The organism is Marinobacter sp. CA1 (assembly GCF_020546665.1).
In the GTDB taxonomy this organism is placed as follows: domain Bacteria; phylum Pseudomonadota; class Gammaproteobacteria; order Pseudomonadales; family Oleiphilaceae; genus Marinobacter; species Marinobacter xestospongiae.
Window position 1 is genome coordinate 1,602,048 of record NZ_CP071785.1, and the last position, 23,910, is coordinate 1,625,957.

Sequence of the window (23,910 nt, forward strand, 5' to 3'; positions counted from 1 at the left end):
AGCGGCACAAGACCGGTACAGGCTAATAAGGAGAATTCAGCCTATGAACCGGACACGCCTGTTGTTCCTGGGAGCTGTGCTGTTGCTCAGCAGCTTCCAGTTGATGGCGGACAGTATCAAGTTAGGCCTCAACTACCCCCAAACCGGCCGCTATAAAGATCAGGGATTGCAGCAGCGGTTGGGCGCTTTCCTGGCGGTTGAGGAGATCAACAACACCGGCGGCATCATGGGCCGTCCTGTCGAACTGATTATTCGCAACACCACCGGTGACCCCGAGCGGGGCGCAGCCAATACCGCCGAACTGATTGACGACGAAGGCGTCGACATGGTGTTTGGTGGCTCCTCCAGCGCGGTGACCATCGCATCCGGTAAGGTGGCCCGTGATCGCGGTCGACTCTACTTCGGTGCCCAGACCTCCTCCAATGCCACCACCGGAAGCGAAGGGCATACTCACATGTTCCGGGAGTATCCCAACGCCTGGATGACCGCCAGCGCCCTTGGCAAGTACCTGAAGGCCAACTTCGCCAACGACGAGTACTTCTACCTCACCGCAGACTACATCTGGGGCTGGTCCACCGAAGAGTCCGTGCGCCGGTTCACGAATACGGAGAACGTTCAGGATCATGGCCGCGCACTGACGCCTTTCCCCGATGCCTTCATCAGTGACTTCAGCGCGGCACTTGAGCAGGCGGCAGCCAGTGATGCCACGGTGCTGGTGCTGGTGCTGTTTGGCGACGACATGGTTCGGGCACTGCGCCTGGTTCATGAAATGGGATTGAAGGAGCGGATGCAGATTGTGGTCCCCAACATCACCCTGGGGATGGCAAAGAAAGTGGGAGCCACCATCATGGAAGGCGTCATTGCCACCACGCCGTGGGAGTGGATGATTCCTTACCAGTTCGACTTTGCCCGCGGCCAGGCCTTCGTCGAATCCTTCAGCAATCAGTTCGACCTGCGTCCGTCGTCAACCGCAGCGACCGCCTACAGCATTGTCTATCAGTACAAGGATGCGGTGGAACGTGCCGGTACCACCCGCACCGACGCCCTGATCCGGGAACTGGAGGGGCACAGCTACAGCCTGCTCAAGGATACCCAGCAGTGGCGTGACTTTGATCACCAGAACCTGCAGACCGTTTACGTGGTGCGCAGCAAACCCCGGGAACAGGTGGTGGTTGATGACATGCGCAGCGACTTCTTCGAAGTGGTGGACTCGATCGGCGGGCTGGAAGCGGCGCAGACACTGGAACAGTGGCAGCAGGAGCGCCGCGCCGCCAACAAGCCGCTGACCCTGCAATAGGCCCGGCGGCTCATGGCTCAACTGCGGTAAAAAACCGGTGACTGCCCCGATTGGGGCAGTCCGGCGGTCTCACTCGAAAGTACGTGGCCGCAGGTTGTCGGGTTTCAGGAAGGGTTTGTGGCCGGTGTTGTAATGGTCTCCCAGTAACTGGCCATTCACCTCGGTGCCATAGTTGGTGTGTTGGTGGAAGTTGTAGAACTGCTCCCGGGTTTCACGGACATCGCCGGTATAGCGTGGGTCCTGTGGGCGTTCCTGGGAGTTGATGTAGTTGGCCACCTGCCAGGCGTCGTCGTCTGACAGTGAGCCGGGCTTGCCCAGTGGCATGTTGTTCTTGATGAACGACGCCGCAGTGAAGATACGGGTCATCCCCGCGCCCCAGTTGTAGGAATCGTCTCCCCACAGTGGTGGAAACACCACCTGGCCATCCTTGTGCTGGCCCTGGCCATCGTCGCCATGACACACCGCGCACTGTTGTTCATACACCTCACGGCCACGCCCATAGTCCAGTTCCGGACGTTCCCGACCCAGATGGCTGAACCCCCGGCCGGCAATGTTGCGTTCGTACACCGGTGCGGAGCGGGCAAGCCATTGGTGATAGGCCACCATGGCCAGCATGTCGTCGCTGCCATAGGCTGGCGGCTGGCCGTTCATGGAATAGGCGAAGCAGCCAGCGATGCGTTCCTCCACCGAGTTGACGTGCCGGTTCTTGCCACGGAAGTCCGGCAGGGTGGTGACCGCCGGCCAGACCGGTCCGGACCAGTTCATTCGGCCCTCGCCCATGTGGCAGGACTTGCAGGTCATGTCGTTGAAGACGTACTCGCCGCGGAACTGCTGGGTGTTGAGGAACATGTCCCGGCCCTTGAGGATCACCTCCCGCAGCTCCGGATGCAGACTCTCATCGGCCATCAGGTCTTCGACGGTGGGAGCCTGGTGGACGTACTTGCCTTCCTCGTAGGTGGGCAGGTTGACCGGAACCTCGGTCTGTGCGGCCAGTGGCGTTGTCAAACTCAGCACCATGGCGGTGACAGCGCTGGTGTAGCGCAGACTGTTCATGGTTTGATCTCCCCGTCGTCGCTGGCGTTGAGGCGACCTAGGTACGCCGCCACCGCTTCGATCTGCTGATCGTTCAGTCGGGTAGCGACGGCCGCCATCAACTGGTTGGGGTCGTTATGGCGCTGACCGCTCTGCAAGGCTTTCAGTTGCTGACTGAGATAGTTGGGGCTCTGCCCCGCCAGCGCCGGGAAGCTGGCGCCGACGCCGCGATTGCCGGGGCCATGGCAGGTGGCGCAGGGGGGAATGTAGCTGTCCCAGTCACCGTTGTTGGCAAGCGTCTCACCCAGTGCCAGCAGCTCGTCACTGACGGTACCGGTGACGGTAACCGAGCGACTGGGCAGGCCGGCGTAGTAGGCTGCGAGGTCGCGGATCTGTGCTTCGCTGAAGCTGTCCACATTGGGTTGCATGATCGGGCTGACGCGGGCACCGGAACGGTAGTCCAGCATCTGTTTGGTCAGGTAGTCGGCGTCCAGACCCGCCAGGCGGGGGAAACCGCCGGCGTCGTTGCCCTCGCCATTGGCACCGTGGCAGGCCAGGCAGGGGGCGCCGCTGCCGTCGCCCTGGCTGGCCCATTGCTGGCCCCTGGCTGCATCTCCATGGGCCAGGGCCGGGCTGCAAGCCAGCGCCGACAGGGCACCTGCCAACAGCAGGTGTGTCGAATATCGCATGGTGGTCCTCTCTATCCGTTTTCTGTTTTTGTAACTTGCAGGAATAACTATATTCCTTGTTGTGATGGTTGCAATGGACGCTTGAGGTCCTCAATCACTTTGCAGTGAGGCGGCCTTTGGTACGGGTAAAACCGGGCCGGGGAGCGGTGCAGAGGATAGGTGCGGGGAGAGCAGCGGGGGCGCGGTGCCCCCGATGCGTCAGGCGGGGATCGCGCGGTTGCGAAGGGTGGTTGACGGAGTCTCGCCGAACAGCTGCTTGTAGTCGGCGGCGAACTGGCTCAGGTGATAGAAGCCCTGGCTGGCAGCGGCGTCGGAGACGGTGGTGGTATCCGGGGCGGTTAACCGCCGCTTTACCCGGTTCAGCCGGGTGACCCGCAGGAACTGCACCGGGCTGATGCCGAGAATGCTCTCAAAACTGTATTGCAGGGTACGACGGCTGACGCAGGCGACCTTGCACAGTTCGGTAACCGTCAGTGGCCCTTCGTCATGGCTGTCCATATAGGCCTTGATGGTGTCCACCACGGTACGGCGATGACGATAGCTGGGCGCCACCGACGGTGTTGGCGTGTCCTGGGCCAGAACCTCCAGCAGCGCGGTCAGCAGCAGATCCCGGTGGATACGGCCACTGAATTGACTGGTGTCGGCGCAGGACAGGCGACGAATCAGATAGCTCAGCTGCTGCCGGGTGTTGTGGGGCAGGGTCAGCCGGGGCTGGTGCTCGAGGATGGCCGGCGATAGCGCGATGCCCTGGGCTTCGGCCACGGCCTGGAGCGCCTGCCTCGGTACCACCAGCCCGAGGATTTCCTGTTCGGGCGGTGTTACCAGCTCAAACAGGGTGTCTCCTGGGCGGCAGAACAGATCGTTCCGGCCCAGAGCCTGGCCATTGATGCGGCATTCCGCGTGTTGGCTGGGGATACCGATCCACAGACTGTCGGACCAGACCTGGCATTGCTGGCGCAGTGCCTGGCTGGTGCTTTCCCGATACACCTGGAGGTCGCCCAGGTGCAGTTCGTCAATCCGGCCGTGAAAGTGGCCGGGGCTGATCTGGTCGTATTCCTGATGCCATCGACTGAGGTACCTGGCCTGTCTGTGGGCATCCTGGCTTAACATTGTGCACCGCCTTGGTGCGCACTGGTTGTTGTTGTAGTGCACCGCTGGCTCCCTGTGGTTGGAGATCTCTACCAGCTTGGATGCGGATGGTGTTTTTCGCCACTCTTTGCCTGGACCCTCGCTGACAACCGCGTCGTCTGGCCCCGTGCCTGAATCTGCGGCTGGAGCGGCGCCCAGGCACGAGTCCATTGATGAAGCCATGCGGCCGGCCATTGCCCTCGGGTTTGCCAAAATTCGATAACTCCTGCGTGCTGTCGTCATTACAGTGAATTGACTGAGCAAGATCCATTCCCGCTGCGGCGGGCGCGATGTCACAGGAGTTCCGATGAGCAGTCGCTATGTCTACACGCTGGGGCCCCGAACCTGGCGTTTTCGCAACCTGGCGGAGTTGATGGCCAAGGCGACGCCGGCGCGGTCCGGAGATCGCCTGGCCGGTGTGATTGCCGATTCCGCCGAAGAGCGCGTGGTCGCTCAGATGTGTCTGGCGGAGGTACCGCTGAAGCGGTTCCTGTCTGAAGCGCTGATTCCCTACGAAGACGATGAAGTCACCCGGTTGATCCTCGATCGCCACGACCCCCTGGCGTTCCAGGCCGTCGAACACCTGACCGTGGGTGACTTCCGCAACTGGCTGTTGAGTGACCTAGCCTCCAGCGAGGCGCTGACCCGTCTGCGACCGGGGTTGACCCCGGAGATGGTGGCGGCCGTCAGCAAACTGATGCGCAACCAGGACCTGATCCTGGTCGCCCGCAAGTGCCGGGTTGAAACCGCCTTCCGTAATACCATCGGTCGCCCCGGTCATCTCTCGACCCGGCTCCAGCCCAACCATCCCACCGACGATGAAACCGGCATCGCCGCCAGCATTCTCGACGGTCTGCTGTATGGCAATGGCGATGCGGTCATCGGCATCAACCCGGCCACCGACAACGTGGCTCAGGCGATCAAGCTGATGCGGCTGATGGACGAGGTGATCCAGCAATACGACATCCCCACCCAGTCCTGCGTACTGACCCATGTCACCAACACCCTGGAAGCGGTGGAGCAGGGCGCACCGGTGGATCTGGTGTTTCAGTCCATTGGCGGTACCCAGGCCACTAACGAAAGTTTCGGCTTCAGCCTGGCCACCCTGAAAGAGGCCCAGGACGCGGCCCTGTCCCTGGGGCGGGGGACCGTCGGCGAGAACGTGATGTATTTCGAAACCGGGCAGGGCAGCTCGCTGTCCGCCAATGCCCACCATGGTCTGGATCAGCAGACCTGCGAGACCCGGGCCTACGCGGTGGCGCGGGAGTTCAGCCCACTGCTGGTGAACACCGTGGTGGGCTTCATCGGGCCGGAGTACCTGTTTGATGGCAAGGAGATTATCCGGGCCGGGCTGGAGGACCACTTCTGCGCCAAGCTGCTGGGCGTACCCATGGGCTGCGACATCTGTTACACCAACCACGCCGAGGCGGACCAGAACGATATGGACAACCTGCTGACGCTGCTGGGCGTGGCCGGGTGTACCTTCATCATGGGCATTCCGGGCTCGGACGACATCATGCTCAATTATCAGACCACCTCTTTCCACGATGCCCTCTACGCCCGCCGGGCCCTGGATCTGCGTCCGGCGCCGGAGTTTGAACACTGGCTCGAGCGCATGGGGATATTCGAGGATGTCCGGCGCCATGAGCCCAGTGCGGCGATACCACCGATGTTCGGCCGCCGCCTCGCGGCGCTGGACGGGGAGGTGCGCCGTGGCTGATCAACATCCCTCCCCGGTGGTCACCAATCCCTGGCATCACCTGCGCCGTTACACCGACGCCCGCATCGGCCTGGGCCGCGCCGGGATCAGCCTGCCAACCCAGCAACTGCTGGAGTTCCAGCTGGCCCACGCACGGGCCCGGGACGCCGTCCACCTGCCACTGGACATTGACCGCCTGACCGGCGACCTGGCGTCGCTGCCCGGCCTGACCGAACCCGGCGAACCGGTGCTGCTGCACAGCCAGGCTGCGGACCGATTCCAGTACCTGCAGCGGCCAGATCTGGGACGGCGTCTGGATGATGCATCGCGGGAGCGGCTGGCGGAGCAGGTCAGCGGCAACGGAGCCGACCTGGCGCTGGTGGTGGTGGACGGGCTGTCCTCGTCCGCGATCCAGGCCAATGTGGCGCCATTCCTTGCCTGCTTTCTCGATGCTTTGGGCCAGACCGAACCGGACTGGCGCTTGGCGCCGCTGACGGTGGTGCAGCAGGGACGGGTTGCCATTGGCGACGACATCGGCCAGTTGCTGTCGGCGCGGGCGGTGGTGGTGCTGATCGGCGAACGCCCCGGCCTGAGCTCCCCGGACAGCGTCGGGATCTACCTGACCTGGAATCCGAAACCCGGGCTGACGGACGCCAGCCGCAATTGCATCTCCAATGTGCGGCCGGCGGGGCTCAGCTTCGACCAGGCCAGCGAACGACTGATCTACCTGCTGCGGGAAGCCCATCGTCTGGGCCTGTCCGGCGTCGGCCTCAAGGATCGTACCGGCGAGGTTGTGATCGACTCTTCCACCAACAACAAGAACTTCCTGACCAACGACGGCCAATCATAACGACTTGTGGAGTGACTGCATGACAAACACGGTTGATAACGACTACCTGGCCAAGCGCCAGCTCAAGAAGGGCACCGCCGGCTGGATACTGCTGGCTGGTCTGGGGGTGTCCTATGTGATTTCCGGCGACTTTGCCGGCTGGAACTTCGGTATTGGCGAGGCCGGCTGGGGCGGTTTTGCCGTTGCCATGGCGTTGATGGCAACGATGTATTTTGCCCTGGTGTTGGCGCTGGCTGAGATGTCGGCGGCGATTCCGGCCGCTGGCGGGGGCTACAGCTTTGCCCGCCACGCCATGGGACCGGCCGGGGGTTACCTCACCGGACTGGCGGTGCTCATCGAGTATGCTCTGGCGCCCGCCGCCATCGTGATCTTCATTGGCGCAGCGGTGGAAGAATTGCTTGGCATCAACGGCCCCTGGGTCTACGCCCTGTTCTACGCCGTCTTTGTCGGCATTCACCTGGCGGGCGTGGGCGAGGCGCTCAAGGTCATGATGGTGATCAGCGGGCTGGCGGTGTTTGCCATCCTGGCCACCGCGGTGGCGTTGGTGGGAGATTTCGACTCCGCCAACCTGTTCGACATTGCGCCATCGGCCGCGGCCGGTGCCAGTGAAATCCTGCCATTCGGCTGGTACGGGGTCTGGGCGGCGCTGCCCTTCGCCATGTGGTTGTTCCTGGCGGTGGAAGGTGTGCCACTGGCGGCGGAGGAAGCCAAGGACCCGGCGCGGGATATGCCCCGGGGCATCATCGGCGCCATGGTGTTCCTGCTGGGCACCGCACTGCTGGTGGTGATCCTGCTGGCCGGCGCGGCCGGTGCTGAAATGATTGGTGCCAGTGGGGTGCCCCTGGTGGATGCCCTCAAGGCCACGGGTAGCGGCTCTCTGGCCACGGTGATCAATGTGCTGGGGCTGGCCGGTCTGATCGCGTCGTTCTTCTCCATCATCTACGGTTACAGCCGACTGGTGTTCGCGCTGTCCCGGGCGGGCTACCTGCCACGCCTCCTGTCCCTGACCAGTGAGCGCAAGGCTCCGGTGTGGGCGTTGGTGGTTCCGGGGATCTTCGGGTTCCTGGTGTCGCTGAGCGGTGAGGGGGATCTGATCCTGGGTATGGCGGTGGTGGGGGCGACCCTGTCCTACGCGCTGATGGCGCTCAGCCACATCCTGCTGCGGTTGCGGCAGCCGGACCTGGCGCGGCCGTACCGGACACCGGGTGGAGTCTTCACCTCCGGTCTGGCCCTGGTGCTGTCGCTGGTGGCGATGACCGGGGTCTACGCCTTTGACCCCCGGGCCTTCAACTACACCCTGGTGCTGTTTGTGGTTGGCGCGCTGTACTACGCCCTTTACGGTCGTCACCAGCGGGTGGCCGGCACTGCCGAAGAGGAGCTGGCGCTGGTGCTCGATGCTGAGCACAGCCTTGATGACGACATCCTTGCCGATGCGCGAACCGCAGGCGCCTAGCGCCGACCGCGCTTAACGTCTGACGGTTCTGCCAAGCCGCCCCACGGGGCGGCTTTGTCGTTTGTCACCGGCTACCGTTGGGCGACGGGTTGCTGCTCCCGAAGCAGTGCCAGACAGTCCTCGGCACCCACCCGCACCGCTTCGTTAGCGGCGGTGCTGCCGGCATTGTTGGTGATGCCGGTGTTGGCTCCCTGTTCGAGCAGGGCGGCGACCAGTTTGGGGCGGGTGTTGCGGACGGCGAGGATAAGCGCGGTATTGCCATCGACATTGCGACTGTCGGGATCGGCGCCGGCAGCCACCAGGTTTCTGATCAGGTCCGGGTCCTTTTGATGTTCGCGGTACCATTCCAGAGCCACCCTGGCAATCAGATGGAGGCTGGTATCACCGGTCGCGGTGACCTTCGCGTCGGGGTCCGCGTCGTGATCCAGCAATATGGCGGCGGGTTCATGGCGGCCATTGAGAACCGCGTAGAGCAGCGGGGTCCAGCCGGCCCTGGTGGGAATGTTGGGGTCGGCACCGGCTGCCAGCAGGGTCCGGGTCGCACCGGCATGGTGGGTGGCCAGAAAGAGCGGGGTTTTGCCTTCATGGTCCTGGGCATCGATATCGAGGCCCGCGTCGATCAACGGTTGTATGAGGTCGGCGTGGTGGGTGAAGGCAGCAATGTGGAGCGCGGTTCGGCCACTGCTCTCGTCGGGGGCCAGATTGACCCCGGCCGCCAGCAGTTTCTGGACGGATTCGCGTTTGCCGCGAGACGTTGCCCGTCCCAGCAGCGAGCCGACGTCAATCATAGTCGCGTTGGGGTTGGCATCCGCTTCAAGCAGCTGATCGCGTACCTCTGGAAAGTCATTCATCACCGCCATGAACAGGGGGGACAAGCCGTTGTCCGCCGGCAGGTTGGGATCGGCCCCGGCCTCGATCAGCAATCGTGTGATGCGTGCTGGTGCCGACCTGTCGTCAGGTTCCTTGTTGGTGACGGCTTGCTGGAGAACGCTGCGGCCAAGGTCGTCTCGCTGGTTGGCATCGGCGCCCACGGCCAGCAGTTTCTCCACTGAGGTCACCTGGCCGTAGTAGGCGGCAAGGCCCAGTGGTGCCCAGCCATTATTGTCGCCAACGCCGGGATCGGCCCCGGCGGCCAGCAGGACGTCGCGCAGACTCGCCCGCTCATTGATGATCGCCAGGGCCAGTGGCGTGAAGCCATCGCTGTTGCGCGGGTTCAGGTTGGCACCTGCCTGAATCAGTTGTTGCGCCAACAGACGGTCGTACTTCCGATTGCCGTGCTCCAGGGTGTTGGTGGTGTAGTGCAACGGTGTCCAGCCGTTCTCGAATGTGGTCTCGAGGTTTGCCCCGGCCTCAATCAGGGCGATGGCGGCAGCCTCCCGGCCCCAGAACACCGCCTCATGGAGGGGCGTCCAGTTATCGTGCGTGCCGATGTCCGGATTGGCCCCCGCGGCGAGTAACTGCTCTCTCACGTGTGGCCGGTCATTGGCAATCGACCAGTACAGCGGGGTGGTGCCTTTGTGGTTGCGGATGTCCAGGCTAGCGCCTGCAGCAATCAGCCGTCGGGCCAGTTCGGGGTCATTTTCAAGGCCGCTCAGGCAGCTGGTATCGGCGGTCAGGTGAAGTGCCGTTGCGCCGTCATCGGTCTGCAGGTCCGGAGTGCTGCCGGCGGCCAGTAGTGCCTGTGTCGTGGCCAGGTCCCCCCTGTCGACTGCCGTCATTAGCGGTGTCCAGAGCCGGTCAGTTGCGATGTCGGGATTGGCGCCGGCCGCCAGTAGCTGGTCCCGCAAGTGTGGCCGGTCGAGCCGGATGGCATTGTGCAACGGAGTTCGGCCCTGGTCATCGCGGAGGTCCGGGTTAGCGCCGGCGGTCAGAAGCGCGTCGACAACCCGGGGGCGATCGTTGAGCACTGCGAGCTGCAGGGGGGTGATGCCGGAGGGGGCATTGGCATCGAGCTTGGCGCCGGCCTGAACCAGCAGCTGGATCAGCGCTAGGTCGGAAGCGCGCTGACCGCTCGATTCCGGGCTCGCTGTCAGGTGCAGGGGGGTAAGCCCTTTGGCGCTTGCGTCGTTGACGCCGACACCACCTGCAATCAGCAACCGGGCATTGGCGAGGCTGCCGAAACGAATCGCCTGCATCAGCGGAGTCAACTTGTCATCGCCGAAGCGGGTCTGCGGACTGGCACCATGAGCCAGCAGCACCTGAAGGTGGTCCTGGAAACCATAGCCGGCGGCCAGGCTGCTGAGCAGGGTGTGGCCCTGTTCATCGATGGGAACGTCGATGTAGAAGCGCTGCTGCGCCAGGTACTGGTCCAGTTCACCGGCCTTCAGCTGTCGCTGGCTGATCTGGCGGAGCAGGGCGATTGCGGTGGTTGAACTCTCCGCCAGCAGGCGCTCTGCCAGTGCCCGGGCATCGCTTCCCGGTGGTGACTGCAGACCCCGAACCAGCGGGGTACGGCCGTTGTCTGTGACCTGGTAGGGGGTGGTTTCCAGGGCAGCAACCAGGTCGGGCACGGGCTCGATTGTTGGCGTGGCAGCGGGGGTTGGCGGTTGCTGGGCGCAACCGACCAGAGTCGCCAGGGTGACGGCGAGGGTCAGGGGCCGGTAGGCAATCACTGTGAAAATCCTTTTCCAGTGTGGGTGGTTTGATCGCTGGCATGCTACCGCAAGTTGCAGCCAGGGCCCAGAGGGGCGTCCGGCCGGCCCATGGCCTCAATCTATGAGCTATCTATGAGCTATTTATGAGGTCAGGGAGGTCATGGGCCGGCGTCTGGATCAGACCAGTCGCTTCTGGACGTAGTGCCCGGGGGCGTCCTCAACGACCTCCAGTTCCCTGTCACCGGGCAGCCGCGGTGCCACGTCCTCGCCCTGGAAGCGGCTGACCCAGGATTGCCAGTGGGGCCACCAGGAGCCCTGGTGATGCTCGCTGCCTTCGAACCAGTCCTCGGCGGTTTCGGCCTCGTCGCCGTTTTCATCGTTGTTGACGTTGTTGATGTTGTTGACATAGTAACCGTACTTGCCCGGTTCCGGCGGGTTGATGATGCCGGCAATGTGGCCGGACTGTCCCAGTACGAAGTGTTTCTCGCCGCTGAACAGGCGGTAACCGGCGTAAGTGGATTTCCACAGGGCGATGTGGTCCTGCTGGGCGGACACGAACATCGACGGGGTGTCGACGCTGGCCAGGTCGATGGGGGTGCCGGCGATGGTGAGGGCATTGGGCTCACGCAGGCGGTTGTTGATGTACATTTCCCGCAGGTAGTACTTGTACATGGTGGCCGGCAGGTTGGTGGAGTCCGAGTTCCAGTACAGCAGATCAAACGGCAGCGGTGGCTCGCCCTTGAGGTAGTTGTTGACGAAGTAGGACCAGATCAGGTTGTTCTCCTTCAGCGAGGAGAAGCTCAGGGCAATGAAGCGGCCGTCGTAGTAGCCGATCTTGTCGATGTAATTCTCCAGGGCCTGCACTACCCGCTGGTTGAGGTAGACCCCGATCTCGCCCGGATCACTGAAATCCAGCAGGGTGGCGAAGAACGTGGAGGATTTCACCCGGTCGTCACCGGCTTTCTTCAGATGGGCGAGCGTCGTGGCCAGCAGGGTGCCGCCAACGCAGTAGCCGATGGTGTTGAGCTGACGCTCACCGGTGGCTTTCTCCACCGCGTCCATGGCTTCCAGCACGCCTTCCTGAACATAGTCCTCAAAACTGGTGTCGCGGTAGGACTCGTCCGGGTTCACCCAGGAAATCATGAACACCGTGTGGCCCTGGGCCACCAGCCAGCGCACCAGCGAGTTCTTCTGCGCCAGGTCCATGATGTAGTACTTGTTGATGAACGGTGGCACCACCAGCAACGGCGTCTTGTGAACGGTGTCGGTGCTTGGCTGGTACTGGATCAACTGGAACAGGCGGTTCTGGTACACCACTTTGCCCGGCGTGGTGGCAATGTTTTCGCCGACCCTGAAGGCGCTCTCGTCGGTCATTGAAACGTTGAGCAACTGACGGCTGCGGATGATGTCGCGGTAAAAGTTCTCCAGCCCCTGTACCACACTCAGACCCCAGGTCTGGCGGCATTTGCGTACCGCTTCCGGGTTGGTGATGAAGAAGTTGGTGGGGGCGAGGGCGTTGACGAACTGACGCACCAGGAAGGTGAGCTGGCGGCGGTTGGCGTCGCTGAGACCGTCGAGATCGTCCGTCAGCTTGTCGAGGTACTCGGCGTTGATCAGATAGCTCTGGGCGATGGCGTAATAGAAGGGATTGCGCTGCCAGGCCTCGTCATCGAAGCGGTGGTCGCTGCGCTGGGGCGCAACCACCGGGTCTGTGGGCTGGCGCAGTGCGGTCAGCGCCACGTTCTGGGTGAGCTGCCAGTATTTCATCGCCAGATCGGCGTTGTCCTGCATGAGTTTTGACGGATCGATGATGGCCTCGCGAAAGGCGGAGGAGAGGCTGCTGCTGACATCCTGAACAAAGGAGCTGTCCGGGGTGGAGAGTTTGGCCGGGTTGAGGGTACGGGCGACCGTATCCTGGGACAGTTTCAGCAGGGCGGAGGCATGACGAACGTAGTCTTTCGCGAACTTGGTCAGGGATTCCATCGGGGACCTCTGGGGCAGGAGCGTAGAAATGCCACCGGAGAAACCCGGTGGCGGTTGGCCGTATTGCGGACCGACTCGTTGCGGACCGACTCGTTGCGGACCGACTAGCTGGCAGGCGTTGCCGCTTTCTTCTGGGCAGTCTTGGCGGGCGCCTCCGGCTTGGCCTCGGCGCTGTCGTCGGCGTTGCTGGCGGCGGATTCCTGGAACAGCTGGCTGGCTTCGTTGCGGAAATCCTCGGCCACTTTGCTGAATTGCTGGAAGTCCTCGGACACCCGGTTGACCAGCTGGTTGAAACGCTCGGGCTGGCTCTCAACGAAGCCTTTGACGCCATCGACGTCACGAATCGAGGCCGCCGCCCGGGTCTGCTCCTCAATCAGCCCCAGGTAGCCCTTCAGGCTTGCCATCTGGGCTTCAACAACGCCTTCGCAGGTGTCCATCATCAGCTTGTTGACGCGGGTCATCGGTTCGGAGGAAAACTTGAATGAGTCAGTGAACATCGCTTGCTACCTTTTCGGTTGGGTTCGTCATGCATGCGCCTGTACACAGCAACAGGCTCGGTCGTTACCGGCGGTGTCTGCTCAGTGCATGAACATGCCGCCGTTGATGGAAAGATCGGCTCCGGTGATGAAAGACGATTGCTCGTCCGCCAGGAACGTCACCAGCCGGGCAATTTCCTCCGGTTGACCGAAGCGGCCAACGGGGATCTGCGCTTTGATCTGCTCGCGGATCTTCTCGTCGATGGCCCGCACCATGTCGGTTTCCACATAGCCGGGGGACACCGTGTTCACGGTAATGCCCTTGCGTGCGGTCTCCTGGGCCAGCGCCTTGGTGAAACCGTGGATGCCCGCTTTGGCGGCGGAATAGTTGACCTGGCCAAACTGCCCCTTCTGGGCATTGATGGAGGAAATGTTGATGATGCGGCCATAGCCCTGGGCAAGCAGGGTGTCGAGGAAACAGCGGGTGACCTGGAAGACACCGTCCAGGTTGGTGTGGATGACGTCGTGCCAGCTCTCCAGCGGCATCTTCTTCATCACCGCATCGCGGGTGATACCGGCGTTGTTCACCAGCACATCGAGGCGACCGTAGCGTTCCAGCAGTTCGCTGGCCGCGTGCTCGCAACTGTCGGCGTCGGCGATGTCCATTTTCACCAGGTCGATCTCCAGACCGTCACCCGCCATGCGTGCCTGCCAGTCGCGGGCGTCCGGTTCCCGCTCCTCGTTGCGATAGGTGGTCACCACCTGATAACCATCGGTCGCCAGCGCGCGGCAGATGGCCTCGCCAATGCCCCGGGTGCCACCGGTGACCAATGCAATGCGTGAGTTGTTGTGTGTTGTCATTGCTGTACCCCCTGTGTGTACAAGAATTGAACTAGAAACCGGCTGGTTGTTTTTTGTCCTGGATCAAAGCAGGCCCATTGAGATGGCCTCGTTTTCCAGGCTTTGCCGAAATTCCGGTGCCGCCAGGTTGATCAGTGCCCGGGCCCGCTGGGGAATCGACAGTCCCTTTAAATTGATGCAGCCGTGTTCGGTCACCACAAAATGCACGTCGTTGCGTGGATCGGTCACAGTGCCCCCGCGCAAACGCGGCACCACCCGGCTGAGCCGGCCGGACTGGGCGGTCGAACGCAGAGCGACAAAGGAGCGGCCGTTGCGGGCGGAGTAGGCGCCGCGCACAAAGTCCAGCTGGCCGCCGGCGCCGGAGAAGGGGCGATCACCGAGCTGTTCGGAATTGATCTGGCCGGTGAGGTCGATCTCCAGCGCGGAGTTGATGGAGACCATGTTGTCGTTGAGGCGGATGATGTCCGGGTTATTCACCCAGGATGCCGGATAACCGACGATGGCGGGGTTGTCGTCGAGGAAGTCGTAAAGCGCCCGGTCTCCCAGGGCAAAGGTGAACACGTGCTTGTGTTGCATCCAGGTCTTGCGGCGACCGTTCATGACGCCGGACTGGATCAACGGCATCATCGCCGGTGAGAACAGTTCGCTGTGCAGGCCCAGATCGCGGTGATTGGCCAGCTTGGCGAGCACCGCGTTGGGGACACCGCCAACCCCGATCTGGAGGGTGTCGCCATCGTCAATACGCTCGACGATCCGGTCGGCGATGCGCAGGTCCACGTCGGTCGGCGGGTTCGGGGTGGCCTCCACCAGCGGATGGTCGTGCTCCACAATATGGTCGATCTCGGAGATGTGGACCGAGCATTCTCCGAACGTCCGTGGCATCTGGCGATTCACCTCCACCACCACCTTGCGGGCCTTGCGGATGACCGACGCGCCGTAATCGGCGTTGGTGCCAAGGCTGAAGTAACCATGGCGGTCCATTGGCGACACCGTCACGAAGAAGCAGTCCGGTTCGATGTGCTCGGTCAGCAGTCGCCCAACCTGATGCAGCATGGCGGGAACGAATTCCACCCAGTTGGGGGAGGCGGACTGGGCCATGGCGTCCCGGTCTGCCGGGCTCAGGAACAGCGGTCTTGGGGTGAGCCGGTCAGCGAGCTCCGGTATCAGCAGGCTGCGGCGCAAGGCGTCGGTTCCGTGCAGGTAATAGAGCGCGAGGGGCCCGATCAGCCGATCCTTGAGGGCATCGGCGGCAGCCGCCATCAGGGCGGGCGGTTGGGCCGCGCTCATGCCCAGAATCAGGTTGCGACAGTCTGCAATCTGCAGCACGGCGTCGGCTGGCGTCAGCAGCCGTTGGTGGTAGAGCGCCTTTAACTCCGGGTTCCAAACATCCATTTGCCACCGGTTCCTTAAGGGTCCAAGTCTGGCCTAATCTGCCTGAGGGTTATGACCGTGTGGTGACCAATTTATGACCAGTGGTGTCTTGGATATCAGCCATTGGTCGAGTACTGACCGCCGATTGCCGCCGCCCTCACGAACCCTGATACCAGACCTCAGATCTTACGATTGGACCGTTTCAGCACGGTTTGCCATTGTCGTTCTCCAATGACTCAGGCGGGAGATCGGCGCATCTCCCGGGTGTATTGATAGCCGGTATGGTCCGGTTTGGGAGAGTGCGATGGTGGGGGTGTTAACGAAGTACTGGCCGGGGCAGCATGGCCAGGTGATGCTGATAATCCTGACGGCGGTGGTCCTGTGGGGCCTGGGCCATCAGTACCTGGCCTGGGATGTGGCCGTGGTGGCAGGCCTGACGGTGTTCTGCATCGGCAGCTGGGCCACCGGTGCGATACCCGACTATTGGGCCGCGTTGGTGTTCATGCTGCTGGCGGTGCTGACCCAGGTGGCGCCAACGGAGGCGGTGTTTGCCGGTTTCCGCTCGTCCACGTTCTGGCTGCTGTTCAGTGGCATGGTGATCGGCGCCGCGCTGAACTACACCGGCCTGGGCAAACGCCTGGCGTCGCTGCTCGCCCGCTGTATGGGGCAGAGCTATGGATCGGTGCTGGCGGCGACGCTGGGGTTCGGCATCGCGCTGTGCTTCGTGATGCCGTCGTCGATGGGACGGATGGTGCTGTTGATGCCGCTGGTGCTGGCGCTGGCGGACCACCTGGGGTACGAGCCAGGTAGCAATGGCCATACCGGGATGTCGCTGGCGGCGCTGGTGGCGGTGTTCTTTCCCGGCTTTACGATCCTGCCGGCCAATGTCCCCAACATGATTCTTTCCGGCATGTCGGAAACCCTCTACGGCGCCGAACTTGCCTACCTGGACTACCTGGTGTTGCACCTGCCGGTGCTGGGCCTGCTGAAAGCACTGGCGGCCCTGTTGCTGATCCTGTGGTGGTTCCCGGCCGATCCTCCGCGGCAGCGGGCCGACTCGATGGTGACGGAGCCCCTGAGCCGGCAGGGGCGGCACATGGCCGTGGTGATGGTGGTCTGCCTGGCGCTGTGGATGAGTGATGGCTGGCACCACATTGCGCCTGGCTGGATTGGCTTGGGAGTGGCACTGTACTGCCTGTTTCCGGGCGTCGGGCTGGTCGGCAAGGATACCCTGAACCAGAAAGTGCAGTACGGCGCGCTGTTCTTCGTGGCGGCGATCATCGGGCTGGGCGCGGTGATGGCAGAAGTGGGTGTCGGGCAACTGGTGATGGATGCCATCGCCGACCATGTGCCACTGAACAGCGATCAGCCGGTGGCCAACGTGGCGCTGCTGGCCCTGGTATCCTCCCTGGTTGGCATGGTCACCAATCTGCCGGGCATTCCGCTGATACTGACGCCGATCAGCCAGGAACTGGCCAGCACCAGCGGGCTGGCGCTGGCGACCGTACTGATGACCCAGGTGTTGGCCTTCTCCAGTGTGCTGCTGCCTTATCAGGCGCCACCATTGCTGGCCGCGGTGCAGATGGGGTATGTATCTCTGGCGGTGCTGAGTCGGTTGTGTCTGGCGCTGTTTGCGATCACCGTGGTGATTCTGCTGCCGCTGGATCTGGTTTGGTGGTATCTATTGGGCAGGCTCTGAACGGCGAGGCATGACACTTGGAAATACATCAATTGCGAACCCTGGTGGTGGTGGCCAGGGAGGGAAGCATCACCCGGGCGTCGGAGCAGCTGTTTCTCAGCCAGCCGGCCGTCAGTGCTCACATCAAGGCGATTGAGGACAGCCTCGGCGTGCCCATCTTCGCCCGGACACCCCGCGGTATGGAAATCACCCCGGCCGGCGAGCGTCTGTTGCAGCGGGCCCATGAAGTGATGGCGGCCCACCAGACGTTGATGTCCGAGGCCAGCCGGATTCGGGGCCAGTTGATCGGGCAGCTGCGCCTCGGGGCCAGTGGTGACACCAACACCAGCCGGGTTGGCGAGCTGGTAAAAAGCGTGACGGAGCACTTTCCGGAGCTCGACGTTTCCCTGAGGTACTCCACCCAGGTTCAGCAGGACATTCGCCATGGCCTGTTGGATGCGGGCTTCTACAATGAGACCGGCAACCGGGAGCCCGGGTTCTCCGCCCTGGAGGTGGAAGACTTTTCCATCTATCTGGTGGCATCGTCGGGGCTGCTTGAGAAGCCGGAGGTGCTGGACTGGAAAGCACTGGAAGCCTTCACCTGGGTGCTGCCGGACGCCAGAACCTGCTGCGGCCGAACAGCCGAGGCGTTGTTTGAAGCGCACGGCATCCGGCCCAGAAAGATCATCAGTGTGGATCGTGAACGCCACACCCGTGCCCTGATCGCCAGCGGAGTGGGGATTGGCCTGCTCCACGGCGAGTCCACCCGGCTGGGTCAGCAGGCCGGCGAACTGGATCTGCTTTGTCCCGCCACCGAGTCCGCAAAGGTCCTGTTCACCTGGCTGGCCAGTCGTGATCAGGACCCGTTGGTCGCAGCCGTGGTGAGTCTGCTGCGGTCGCAGTTATTGGCGTAGGCTCATCAGTGTCCGGTTCGGTCGGCCAGACGGAGCACTGGTGCTAGTCGGCACCGGTAGTTGCTCGCCGTAGGGTTCTGGCCGGGGTCTCACCAAAGCGGGCGCGGTAGGCGCGGGAAAAATTACTGACGTGGTTGTAGCCGACCATGCCCGCAACGTCTTTCACGGCCAGCTCGCCACTTGCCAGCCAACGGTTGGCGGCCACCATCCTCTCGTTGCGAACATACTCGGCACAGCTTTGCTGGAATTTCTGGCGAAAGAGTTGATCCAGGCGGTTTTCGGACATGCCGGCCCGGTCTGCCAGGCTGGCAATGGATAGCGGGCTGTCCAGATGGCTTTCGATGTGCGTGATGACATCCGCCAGGGCCTGGGCTTCCCAGACGATGATGCGGTCGTCTGTACTCACCTCGTCGCAGAAAAGCTCAATGATCTCCGCCAGAAAAAGATTGGCAATGCCCTCCAGTTTTAACAGTCGGGCGCTGCCCCGTGCATGCTGGTCGAAGAGGTTGCCCCCCAGTTGTCGCAGGCGCTTGCTGGGTGAGAACGATTGGCCGAGCTGAAAATCACCAAAGTCTTTGTCACCGAACAGGGCGAGCCGTTCAGGCAGCTCGCCGCCAAACCGGGTCTTCAGGGGCGTCTGTGTCGATGCCACGCCGACATGGCGGATGAGCTGACCCTTGAAAAGGTTAAAAAGGCTGCCGGACGGGTCCACACGCATCAGCAGGGCGGAATCGGGTGTCAGGGTAAATGTCTTGCCGTTAGGGTAGGACAGCTCCGAGTGTCCCTGCAGGTGCATGGCCGACCCCAGCCAGGGTTCACTGAAGCTGTTCTGGACCTGCACCGAGCAATCCTCCAGGGCCTCGTACTCCATGCGGTAGAGCACCAGACCGCTGGCAAACTCCAGACGCTCCATGCGACCGCGAATTCCGGGCAGATCAATCGCCTGCCCCCCATTCATGTCAGCCCGAACCGTGGGCGTGTCCTTACCGTTCTTAGAATTGTTTTTCATGGTGCAATGTTACCTGAATTGCTCGGCTTGATCGGGTGTTGGTGAAAAGGATCAGACTCTGAAAGAGGAAATAGGTGCCCTGATTTTTCACCTGATGCGTCCGATCTCCAAGCTTGACTGATGAGTGACAGGGCTCTCTGATATGGAGAAAGGGCGGTTTCAAAGTCTAAGCGCAACATTGAGGGGGGTACTGAGTTGTCGCTGGCTCGGCATGCAAGGCAGCCAGCTGATAGAATTGGCCCGCTCAGTAATCTTCGCAACCCTTAGAATCAAATGACACCAAAGCAGTGTGGTTTCCATGAACGCAGTAGAAATCGAAGAAGCAATATCTGAACTCGCCCTTGAAGCTTTCGATAGGGAAGAATTCCCCTTCGCCTTTCTGCGCGCCTTTGGTAACAAAGAAACCACCATCAAGCGGCTGAGGGCTGGTACTACCAACAAGTCCGACCTTGGCGGAGTCTTGCAGACTAACAACGTCCACATCGCAGTTGCTGAAAACGGGCAGGTCACTCAAAAGCTGGTAGAGCTCAGGGAGAGCCCCGCGACTGCCCGGGCTAAAGCGCGATTTATCCTCTCTACGGATGGCGTTGATTTTGAAGCTGAAGATCTGGAAACGGGTGAAACGGTTGCCTGTGAGTACCAGCAGTTCCCTGATCATTTCGGGTTTTTCCTGCCGCTGGCGGGCATTTCTACTGTTAAGCAGCTACGGGACAGCTCGTTTGATATACGGGCCACCAGCCGCCTGAACCGCCTTTATGTTGAACTGCTGAAAGATAACCCGGATTGGGGCGGCAGTGAGCAGCGCCATGAAATGAACCACTTTATGGCCAGGTTGATTTTCTGCTTCTTTGCTGAAGACACCGATATTTTTGCTGGTGAAAGCCTGTTTACTGACACCGTAGAGCAGATGAGCGCCCGGGATTCCTCCAACACTCATGAGGTGATCAGCCAGGTCTTCCGGGCGATGAACACCCGGGCGGCTGATCGGGAGACTGAAAAGCTGCCACGATGGACAGGGCGTTTTCCCTATGTGAACGGCGGCTTGTTTTCCGGCAGTGTTCAAGTACCAAAATTCAGTAAGATCGCCCGCTCCTACCTTCTACATATTGGTAACCTGGATTGGACTCAGATAAATCCGGACATCTTCGGCTCAATGATTCAGGCTGTTGCCGATGATGAGGAGAGGGGCTCGCTGGGGATGCATTACACCAGCGTCCCCAACATCCTTAAAGTTCTAAACCCGCTGTTCCTGGATGATCTTCGGGAGAAGTTGGATGAGGCTGGTGATAGCCCTCGCAAGCTGCTTAATCTCCGCAACCGAATGGCTCGGATTCGGGTGTTTGATCCGGCCTGCGGCTCAGGGAATTTCTTGGTAATTGCCTATAAGCAGATGCGAGAGATCGAAAATGAGATCAATGAGCGGCGGGGTGAACCTGGGCGGAAGAGCGATATTCCGCTTACGAATTTTCGAGGCATCGAGCTCCGAGATTTCTCCGCAGAGATCGCGAGGCTTGCACTGATTATTGCAGAGTACCAGTGCAATGTCGTGTATCGAGGGCAAAAGGAAGCTCTTCAAGAGTTTTTGCCACTCGATGCTGAAAACTGGATCACTTGCGGCAATGCACTGAGGTTGGACTGGCTAACAATTTGTCCTCCTACAGGTACTGGCGTGAGGTTTAATGCGGATGATTTGTTTGGGACTCCTTTGGATCAATCTGAAATTGATTTTCAGAACGAGGGTGGAGAGACCTATATATGCGGAAACCCTCCATATCTAGGCTCGACTTGGCAAAGTAAGAGTCAAAAGCAGGAAATAAAGGAGATCGTTAACGGAAGAGTAGGCTCTACAGGATTTCTTGATTATGTTGCCGGTTGGTTTTTAAAAGCTGCGGATTGGATGTCACTATGTGGAGGAAAAGCAGCATTTGTATCAACTAATTCTATATGTCAGGGACAAATGGTTCCTCTTCTCTGGCCGCCGATTTTTGAAAAAGGCTTGGAGATAGACTTTGCTCATACTTCATTCCAATGGTCGAACTTAGCTAGTCGAAATGCAGGTGTGACTGTAGTCATTGTTGGCATCTCTCCAGTTTCCAATCGGTCCAAGGCATTGTTTGAAAGCTCGCGCGATGGAGCGGTCTCTGTGCGTTTTGGAGACGCTATCTCGCCATATTTGACGCTTGGTTCGGTGACCATTGTTAATAAAACTCGCACACCAATTTCTGATGTTGCGCCCATGGAGTTTGGTAATAAGCCGAGTGATGGCGGCAACTTACTCTTGGATGAATATGAACTTAAAAAGCTCGAATTCGATGAGTTCACCAAGGCCAAATTTATACGGAAGATCTACGGGTCTTCAGATTTCATAAACGGTAGACACAGATATTGCGTTTGGATTGAGGACCGGCATCTTGAAGAGGCAATGTCAATCCCCGAACTGGCTGAACGAATAGAAAGGGTGCGTGCCCTTAGACTTGCAAGTCGGGATAAGGGAGCCAACGCTCTTGCCAAAAGGGCCCACCAGCTAAAGCTAATGAGGATTGGTGGGAGGCATACGATTGTGGTCCCCTCGGTTTCTTCAGAGAGGCGGCCTTACCTGCCAGTAGGCGTAATCGATAATAAGGCTACTCTGACAAACCTTGCATTTGGGCTCTACGACGCTCCTCTTTGGAATATGGCTTTGATCGCCTCGCGCATGCATTTGGTCTGGATCGGTTCGGTGTGTGGAAAAATGAAAACAGATTTCAGATATTCCAATACCATGGGGTGGAATACTTTTCCAATCCCCAGGCTCACGGAGAAGAACAAGTCTGACTTAACTCAATGTGCAGAGAATATTTTGCTTGCTCGGGAGGGGCATTTTCCGGCAGCTATTGCGGATCTTTACCGCCCGGAAGCAATGCCTGCGGACTTGAGGCAAGCCCACGAACAGAATGATGAGGTTCTAGAGCGCATTTACATCGGCCGGCGCTTTAAAAACGATACCGAGCGACTGGAAAAGCTGTTCGAGCTCTACACAAAAATGACAGCCTTTTCTTCCTCGAAGAACAAGACAAAGCAGAGAGCATCATGACGGGAAGATACTCGCTTTTTCAAATGTGGGAACCTTTCCGGCGGTCGCTAATTGCCAATCATCGTTTCTACGTCGAACAGTCCAGAAAGCGCTTGCTATCACAGTTCTCTGATATTGAGGCCGAGGCGAACCAAGCGGCTGAGAAATGGCTTGAGGACAACGATCATCGTTTCAATCCAGATTTTCATTTGCCTGGAGACTTTGAAGAGCAGGCATTTGATGCTGGCCTGGAGTTCTATGAGTTGTTGAAAGGTATGGAGACTCGCACTCGACTGAGTGTAGTTGCGGGTATGTACCATGAGTGGGATAAGCAGCTTCACCAGTGGATGGTGGACCAGATGAGGGGATGGTGCTCGGGGACGAAATTCGAAAAAGCTGTATGGAAAGCAACGCTTACCAATTTTGCTGAGTTGGTCGAGCCTCTAGGCTGGGATATCCGAAGCAAGCCCTACTATATCCACCTGGATGCCTGTCGGCTGGTTGTTAATGTCTATAAGCATGGAAATGGTGACTCCTTAACACAGCTCAAGCAGAAGTATCCTGAATACCTACTTGACTCTATTTGTGGCAGGACCGCCCCACTATTTTTTGACGGCCTAAGCCATAAAGATCTTTCGGTCAGTGATGATCAGTTTCAAGCGTTCTCAGATGCAATTGAATCATTCTGGCGGGATGTTCCGGCAGACCTTTGGGATCATGATCATGCCGTCATGCCAGCCTGGCTCAGTAAGGCTCTCGGGCTCAACGGCAATGCCCCCAGAAAGAAACAAGGAAGCTCCAGTCCATGAGTGAACTAATTCTTTACACTTCAGACGACGGCCAAACCCAACTCCACCTGCGAGCAGAGAATGGCAGCGTCTGGCTTACCCAGCTCGAAACAGCGGAGCTCTTCCAAACCACAAAGCAAAATGTGTCACTTCATGCCAAGAACATCTTCGAAGACGGTGAATTAACTCCGGAGGCAACTGTCAAGGAATCCTTGACAGTTCGAACCGAGGGGAGCCGTCAGGTTCAACGCAAAATAGCTCATTACAACCTGGATCTGATCCTAGCTATTGGCTACCGCGTGCGCTCTCCGAGAGGCGTTCAGTTCCGCCAGTGGGCAAGTACCCATCTGAAAGAATTCTTGCTGAAAGGCTTCGTAATGGACGACGAACGCCTGAAGAACCCAGGCGGCTGGGATTACTTCGATGAACTGCTCGAACGTATCCGCGAGATTCGGGCATCGGAGAAGCGCTTCTACCAGAAGGTGCGTGATCTCTTTGCGCTCAGTTCGGATTACCGGGTTCGGGAGCGGGAAACCTCGATTTTCTTTGCCGAGGTTCAGAACAAGCTGATTTACGCCGTAACCGGTTACACAGCTGCTGAGCTGGTGTTGAAGCGTTCAGACCCGGATCAGCCGAACATGGCGCTGACCAGCTGGACAGGTTCCCGGGTGCGCAAGAAGGATGTGCTCACGGCGAAAAACTACCTGACCGCCGATGAAATGGACAGCCTCAATCGGCTGGTGGTGATCTTCCTTGAGCAGGCGGAGCTGCGGGTGAAAAATCAGAAAGAGCTCACGTTGGATTTCTGGCGGAACAACGTAGACCGAATGTTGGCGTTCAACGATCACCCGATTCTGCAAGGGGCGGGCTCTGTAAGTCACGACAGGATGGAGAAGATCGCTCACCAGCGTTATGACGAGTTCGACCAGAAGCGTAAGGCCAACGAAGCAAGGTTGGCTGACGAGGAAGACCTCAAGGAGCTTGAGCAGCTCGAGGATCAGGTAAAGCGCCAGACCCACACGCCAGATAAATAACC

18 protein-coding genes are annotated in these 23,910 nt (G+C 60.2%); 9 read left to right on the forward strand and 9 right to left on the reverse strand.

Annotated features, from left to right (window positions below; translation table 11 throughout):
* Positions 1-43 precede the first annotated feature (43 nt).
* Positions 44-1,297: an ABC transporter substrate-binding protein gene (locus J2887_RS07480; RefSeq protein WP_227175358.1), complete on the forward strand. Its 1,254-nt coding sequence runs from the start codon at positions 44-46 to the stop codon at positions 1,295-1,297.
* Positions 1,298-1,366: 69 nt separating this feature from the next.
* Here the strand turns inward: J2887_RS07480 and J2887_RS07485 are convergent, their stop codons facing one another.
* The 3 genes from J2887_RS07485 to J2887_RS07495 form a co-directional block, all read right to left on the reverse strand.
* Positions 1,367-2,350 (reverse strand): c-type cytochrome, encoded by a 984-nt coding sequence (locus J2887_RS07485; protein ID WP_227175359.1) that lies wholly within the window; start codon positions 2,348-2,350, stop codon positions 1,367-1,369.
* A complete protein-coding gene (locus tag J2887_RS07490) occupies positions 2,347-3,018 on the reverse strand; it encodes a c-type cytochrome (protein ID WP_227175360.1) in 672 nt (223 codons plus the stop codon). Before J2887_RS07490 ends, J2887_RS07485 begins: the two co-directional genes overlap by 4 nt.
* A 198-nt stretch (positions 3,019-3,216) precedes the next feature.
* Positions 3,217-4,128: a helix-turn-helix domain-containing protein gene (locus J2887_RS07495; RefSeq protein WP_227175361.1), complete on the reverse strand. Its 912-nt coding sequence runs from the start codon at positions 4,126-4,128 to the stop codon at positions 3,217-3,219.
* A gap of 325 nt (positions 4,129-4,453) precedes the next feature.
* On the opposite strand from J2887_RS07495, the gene J2887_RS07500 reads away from it, so the two are divergent.
* The 3 genes from J2887_RS07500 to eat are packed head-to-tail and all read left to right on the forward strand — an operon-like array spanning position 4,454 to position 8,148.
* Positions 4,454-5,866, forward strand: a complete 1,413-nt coding sequence (locus J2887_RS07500; protein ID WP_227175362.1) for an ethanolamine ammonia-lyase subunit EutB — start codon at positions 4,454-4,456, stop codon at positions 5,864-5,866.
* Positions 5,859-6,695 (forward strand): ethanolamine ammonia-lyase subunit EutC, encoded by an 837-nt coding sequence (gene eutC / locus J2887_RS07505; protein WP_227175363.1) that lies wholly within the window; start codon positions 5,859-5,861, stop codon positions 6,693-6,695. The genes J2887_RS07500 and eutC overlap by 8 nt, the downstream gene beginning before the upstream one ends.
* A 19-nt stretch (positions 6,696-6,714) precedes the next feature.
* The gene (gene eat, locus J2887_RS07510; protein ID WP_227175364.1) at positions 6,715-8,148 is read left to right on the forward strand and encodes an ethanolamine permease; all 1,434 of its coding nucleotides are present in this window, start codon (positions 6,715-6,717) and stop codon (positions 8,146-8,148) included.
* A gap of 71 nt (positions 8,149-8,219) precedes the next feature.
* Here the strand turns inward: eat and J2887_RS07515 are convergent, their stop codons facing one another.
* The 5 genes from J2887_RS07515 to J2887_RS07535 form a co-directional block, all read right to left on the reverse strand.
* A complete protein-coding gene (locus J2887_RS07515) occupies positions 8,220-10,760 on the reverse strand; it encodes an ankyrin repeat domain-containing protein (RefSeq protein ID WP_227175365.1) in 2,541 nt (846 codons plus the stop codon).
* Positions 10,761-10,919: 159 nt separating this feature from the next.
* Positions 10,920-12,725 (reverse strand): class I poly(R)-hydroxyalkanoic acid synthase, encoded by a 1,806-nt coding sequence (gene phaC / locus J2887_RS07520; RefSeq protein ID WP_227175366.1) that lies wholly within the window; start codon positions 12,723-12,725, stop codon positions 10,920-10,922.
* A 104-nt stretch (positions 12,726-12,829) separates the two neighbouring features.
* On the reverse strand, positions 12,830-13,222 hold the full coding sequence (locus J2887_RS07525) for a phasin family protein (RefSeq protein ID WP_227175367.1): 393 nt from the start codon (positions 13,220-13,222) through the stop codon (positions 12,830-12,832).
* Positions 13,223-13,303: 81 nt separating this feature from the next.
* Positions 13,304-14,062 carry an acetoacetyl-CoA reductase gene (gene phbB / locus J2887_RS07530; protein WP_227175368.1) on the reverse strand — a complete coding sequence of 253 codons (759 nt, stop codon included), beginning with the start codon at positions 14,060-14,062 and terminating at the stop codon, positions 13,304-13,306.
* 63 nt (positions 14,063-14,125) lie between these two features.
* The gene (locus J2887_RS07535) at positions 14,126-15,454 is read right to left on the reverse strand and encodes an acetyl-CoA hydrolase/transferase family protein (RefSeq protein ID WP_227175369.1); all 1,329 of its coding nucleotides are present in this window, start codon (positions 15,452-15,454) and stop codon (positions 14,126-14,128) included.
* 283 nt (positions 15,455-15,737) lie between these two features.
* Between J2887_RS07535 and J2887_RS07540 the strand changes: the two genes are divergently transcribed.
* Together J2887_RS07540 and J2887_RS07545 are read left to right on the forward strand one after the other, a co-directional pair.
* A complete protein-coding gene (locus tag J2887_RS07540; protein WP_227175370.1) occupies positions 15,738-17,132 on the forward strand; it encodes an SLC13 family permease in 1,395 nt (464 codons plus the stop codon).
* A gap of 17 nt (positions 17,133-17,149) precedes the next feature.
* The gene (locus J2887_RS07545; RefSeq protein ID WP_227175371.1) at positions 17,150-18,025 is read left to right on the forward strand and encodes a LysR family transcriptional regulator; all 876 of its coding nucleotides are present in this window, start codon (positions 17,150-17,152) and stop codon (positions 18,023-18,025) included.
* A 43-nt stretch (positions 18,026-18,068) separates the two neighbouring features.
* On the opposite strand, the gene J2887_RS07550 is transcribed toward J2887_RS07545, so the two are convergent.
* Positions 18,069-19,034 (reverse strand): AraC family transcriptional regulator, encoded by a 966-nt coding sequence (locus J2887_RS07550; protein ID WP_227175372.1) that lies wholly within the window; start codon positions 19,032-19,034, stop codon positions 18,069-18,071.
* A 298-nt stretch (positions 19,035-19,332) separates the two neighbouring features.
* On the opposite strand from J2887_RS07550, the gene J2887_RS07555 reads away from it, so the two are divergent.
* From J2887_RS07555 to J2887_RS07565, 3 genes are read left to right on the forward strand one after another with little or no spacing between them, the layout of a single operon-like run.
* The gene (locus J2887_RS07555; protein WP_227175373.1) at positions 19,333-22,107 is read left to right on the forward strand and encodes a class I SAM-dependent DNA methyltransferase; all 2,775 of its coding nucleotides are present in this window, start codon (positions 19,333-19,335) and stop codon (positions 22,105-22,107) included.
* A complete protein-coding gene (locus tag J2887_RS07560) occupies positions 22,104-22,895 on the forward strand; it encodes a hypothetical protein (protein WP_222534591.1) in 792 nt (263 codons plus the stop codon). Before J2887_RS07555 ends, J2887_RS07560 begins: the two co-directional genes overlap by 4 nt.
* Positions 22,892-23,908, forward strand: coding sequence for a virulence RhuM family protein (locus tag J2887_RS07565; RefSeq protein WP_227175374.1), 1,017 nt, complete (start codon positions 22,892-22,894; stop codon positions 23,906-23,908). The genes J2887_RS07560 and J2887_RS07565 overlap by 4 nt, the downstream gene beginning before the upstream one ends.
* The last annotated feature ends 2 nt before the right edge of the window (positions 23,909-23,910 follow it).

Coding starts and splice junctions, on each gene's coding strand:
- J2887_RS07480 (WP_227175358.1), top strand. CDS start 44: ATGAACCGGACACGCCTGTTGTTCCTGGGAGCTGTGCTGTTGCTCAGC.
- J2887_RS07485 (WP_227175359.1), bottom strand. CDS start 2,350: ATGAACAGTCTGCGCTACACCAGCGCTGTCACCGCCATGGTGCTGAGT.
- J2887_RS07490 (WP_227175360.1), bottom strand. CDS start 3,018: ATGCGATATTCGACACACCTGCTGTTGGCAGGTGCCCTGTCGGCGCTG.
- J2887_RS07495 (WP_227175361.1), bottom strand. CDS start 4,128: ATGTTAAGCCAGGATGCCCACAGACAGGCCAGGTACCTCAGTCGATGG.
- J2887_RS07500 (WP_227175362.1), top strand. CDS start 4,454: ATGAGCAGTCGCTATGTCTACACGCTGGGGCCCCGAACCTGGCGTTTT.
- eat (WP_227175364.1), top strand. CDS start 6,715: ATGACAAACACGGTTGATAACGACTACCTGGCCAAGCGCCAGCTCAAG.
- phaC (WP_227175366.1), bottom strand. CDS start 12,725: ATGGAATCCCTGACCAAGTTCGCGAAAGACTACGTTCGTCATGCCTCC.
- J2887_RS07525 (WP_227175367.1), bottom strand. CDS start 13,222: ATGTTCACTGACTCATTCAAGTTTTCCTCCGAACCGATGACCCGCGTC.
- phbB (WP_227175368.1), bottom strand. CDS start 14,062: ATGACAACACACAACAACTCACGCATTGCATTGGTCACCGGTGGCACC.
- J2887_RS07535 (WP_227175369.1), bottom strand. CDS start 15,454: ATGGATGTTTGGAACCCGGAGTTAAAGGCGCTCTACCACCAACGGCTG.
- J2887_RS07540 (WP_227175370.1), top strand. CDS start 15,738: ATGGTGGGGGTGTTAACGAAGTACTGGCCGGGGCAGCATGGCCAGGTG.
- J2887_RS07550 (WP_227175372.1), bottom strand. CDS start 19,034: ATGAAAAACAATTCTAAGAACGGTAAGGACACGCCCACGGTTCGGGCT.
- J2887_RS07555 (WP_227175373.1), top strand. CDS start 19,333: ATGAACGCAGTAGAAATCGAAGAAGCAATATCTGAACTCGCCCTTGAA.
- J2887_RS07560 (WP_222534591.1), top strand. CDS start 22,104: ATGACGGGAAGATACTCGCTTTTTCAAATGTGGGAACCTTTCCGGCGG.
- J2887_RS07565 (WP_227175374.1), top strand. CDS start 22,892: ATGAGTGAACTAATTCTTTACACTTCAGACGACGGCCAAACCCAACTC.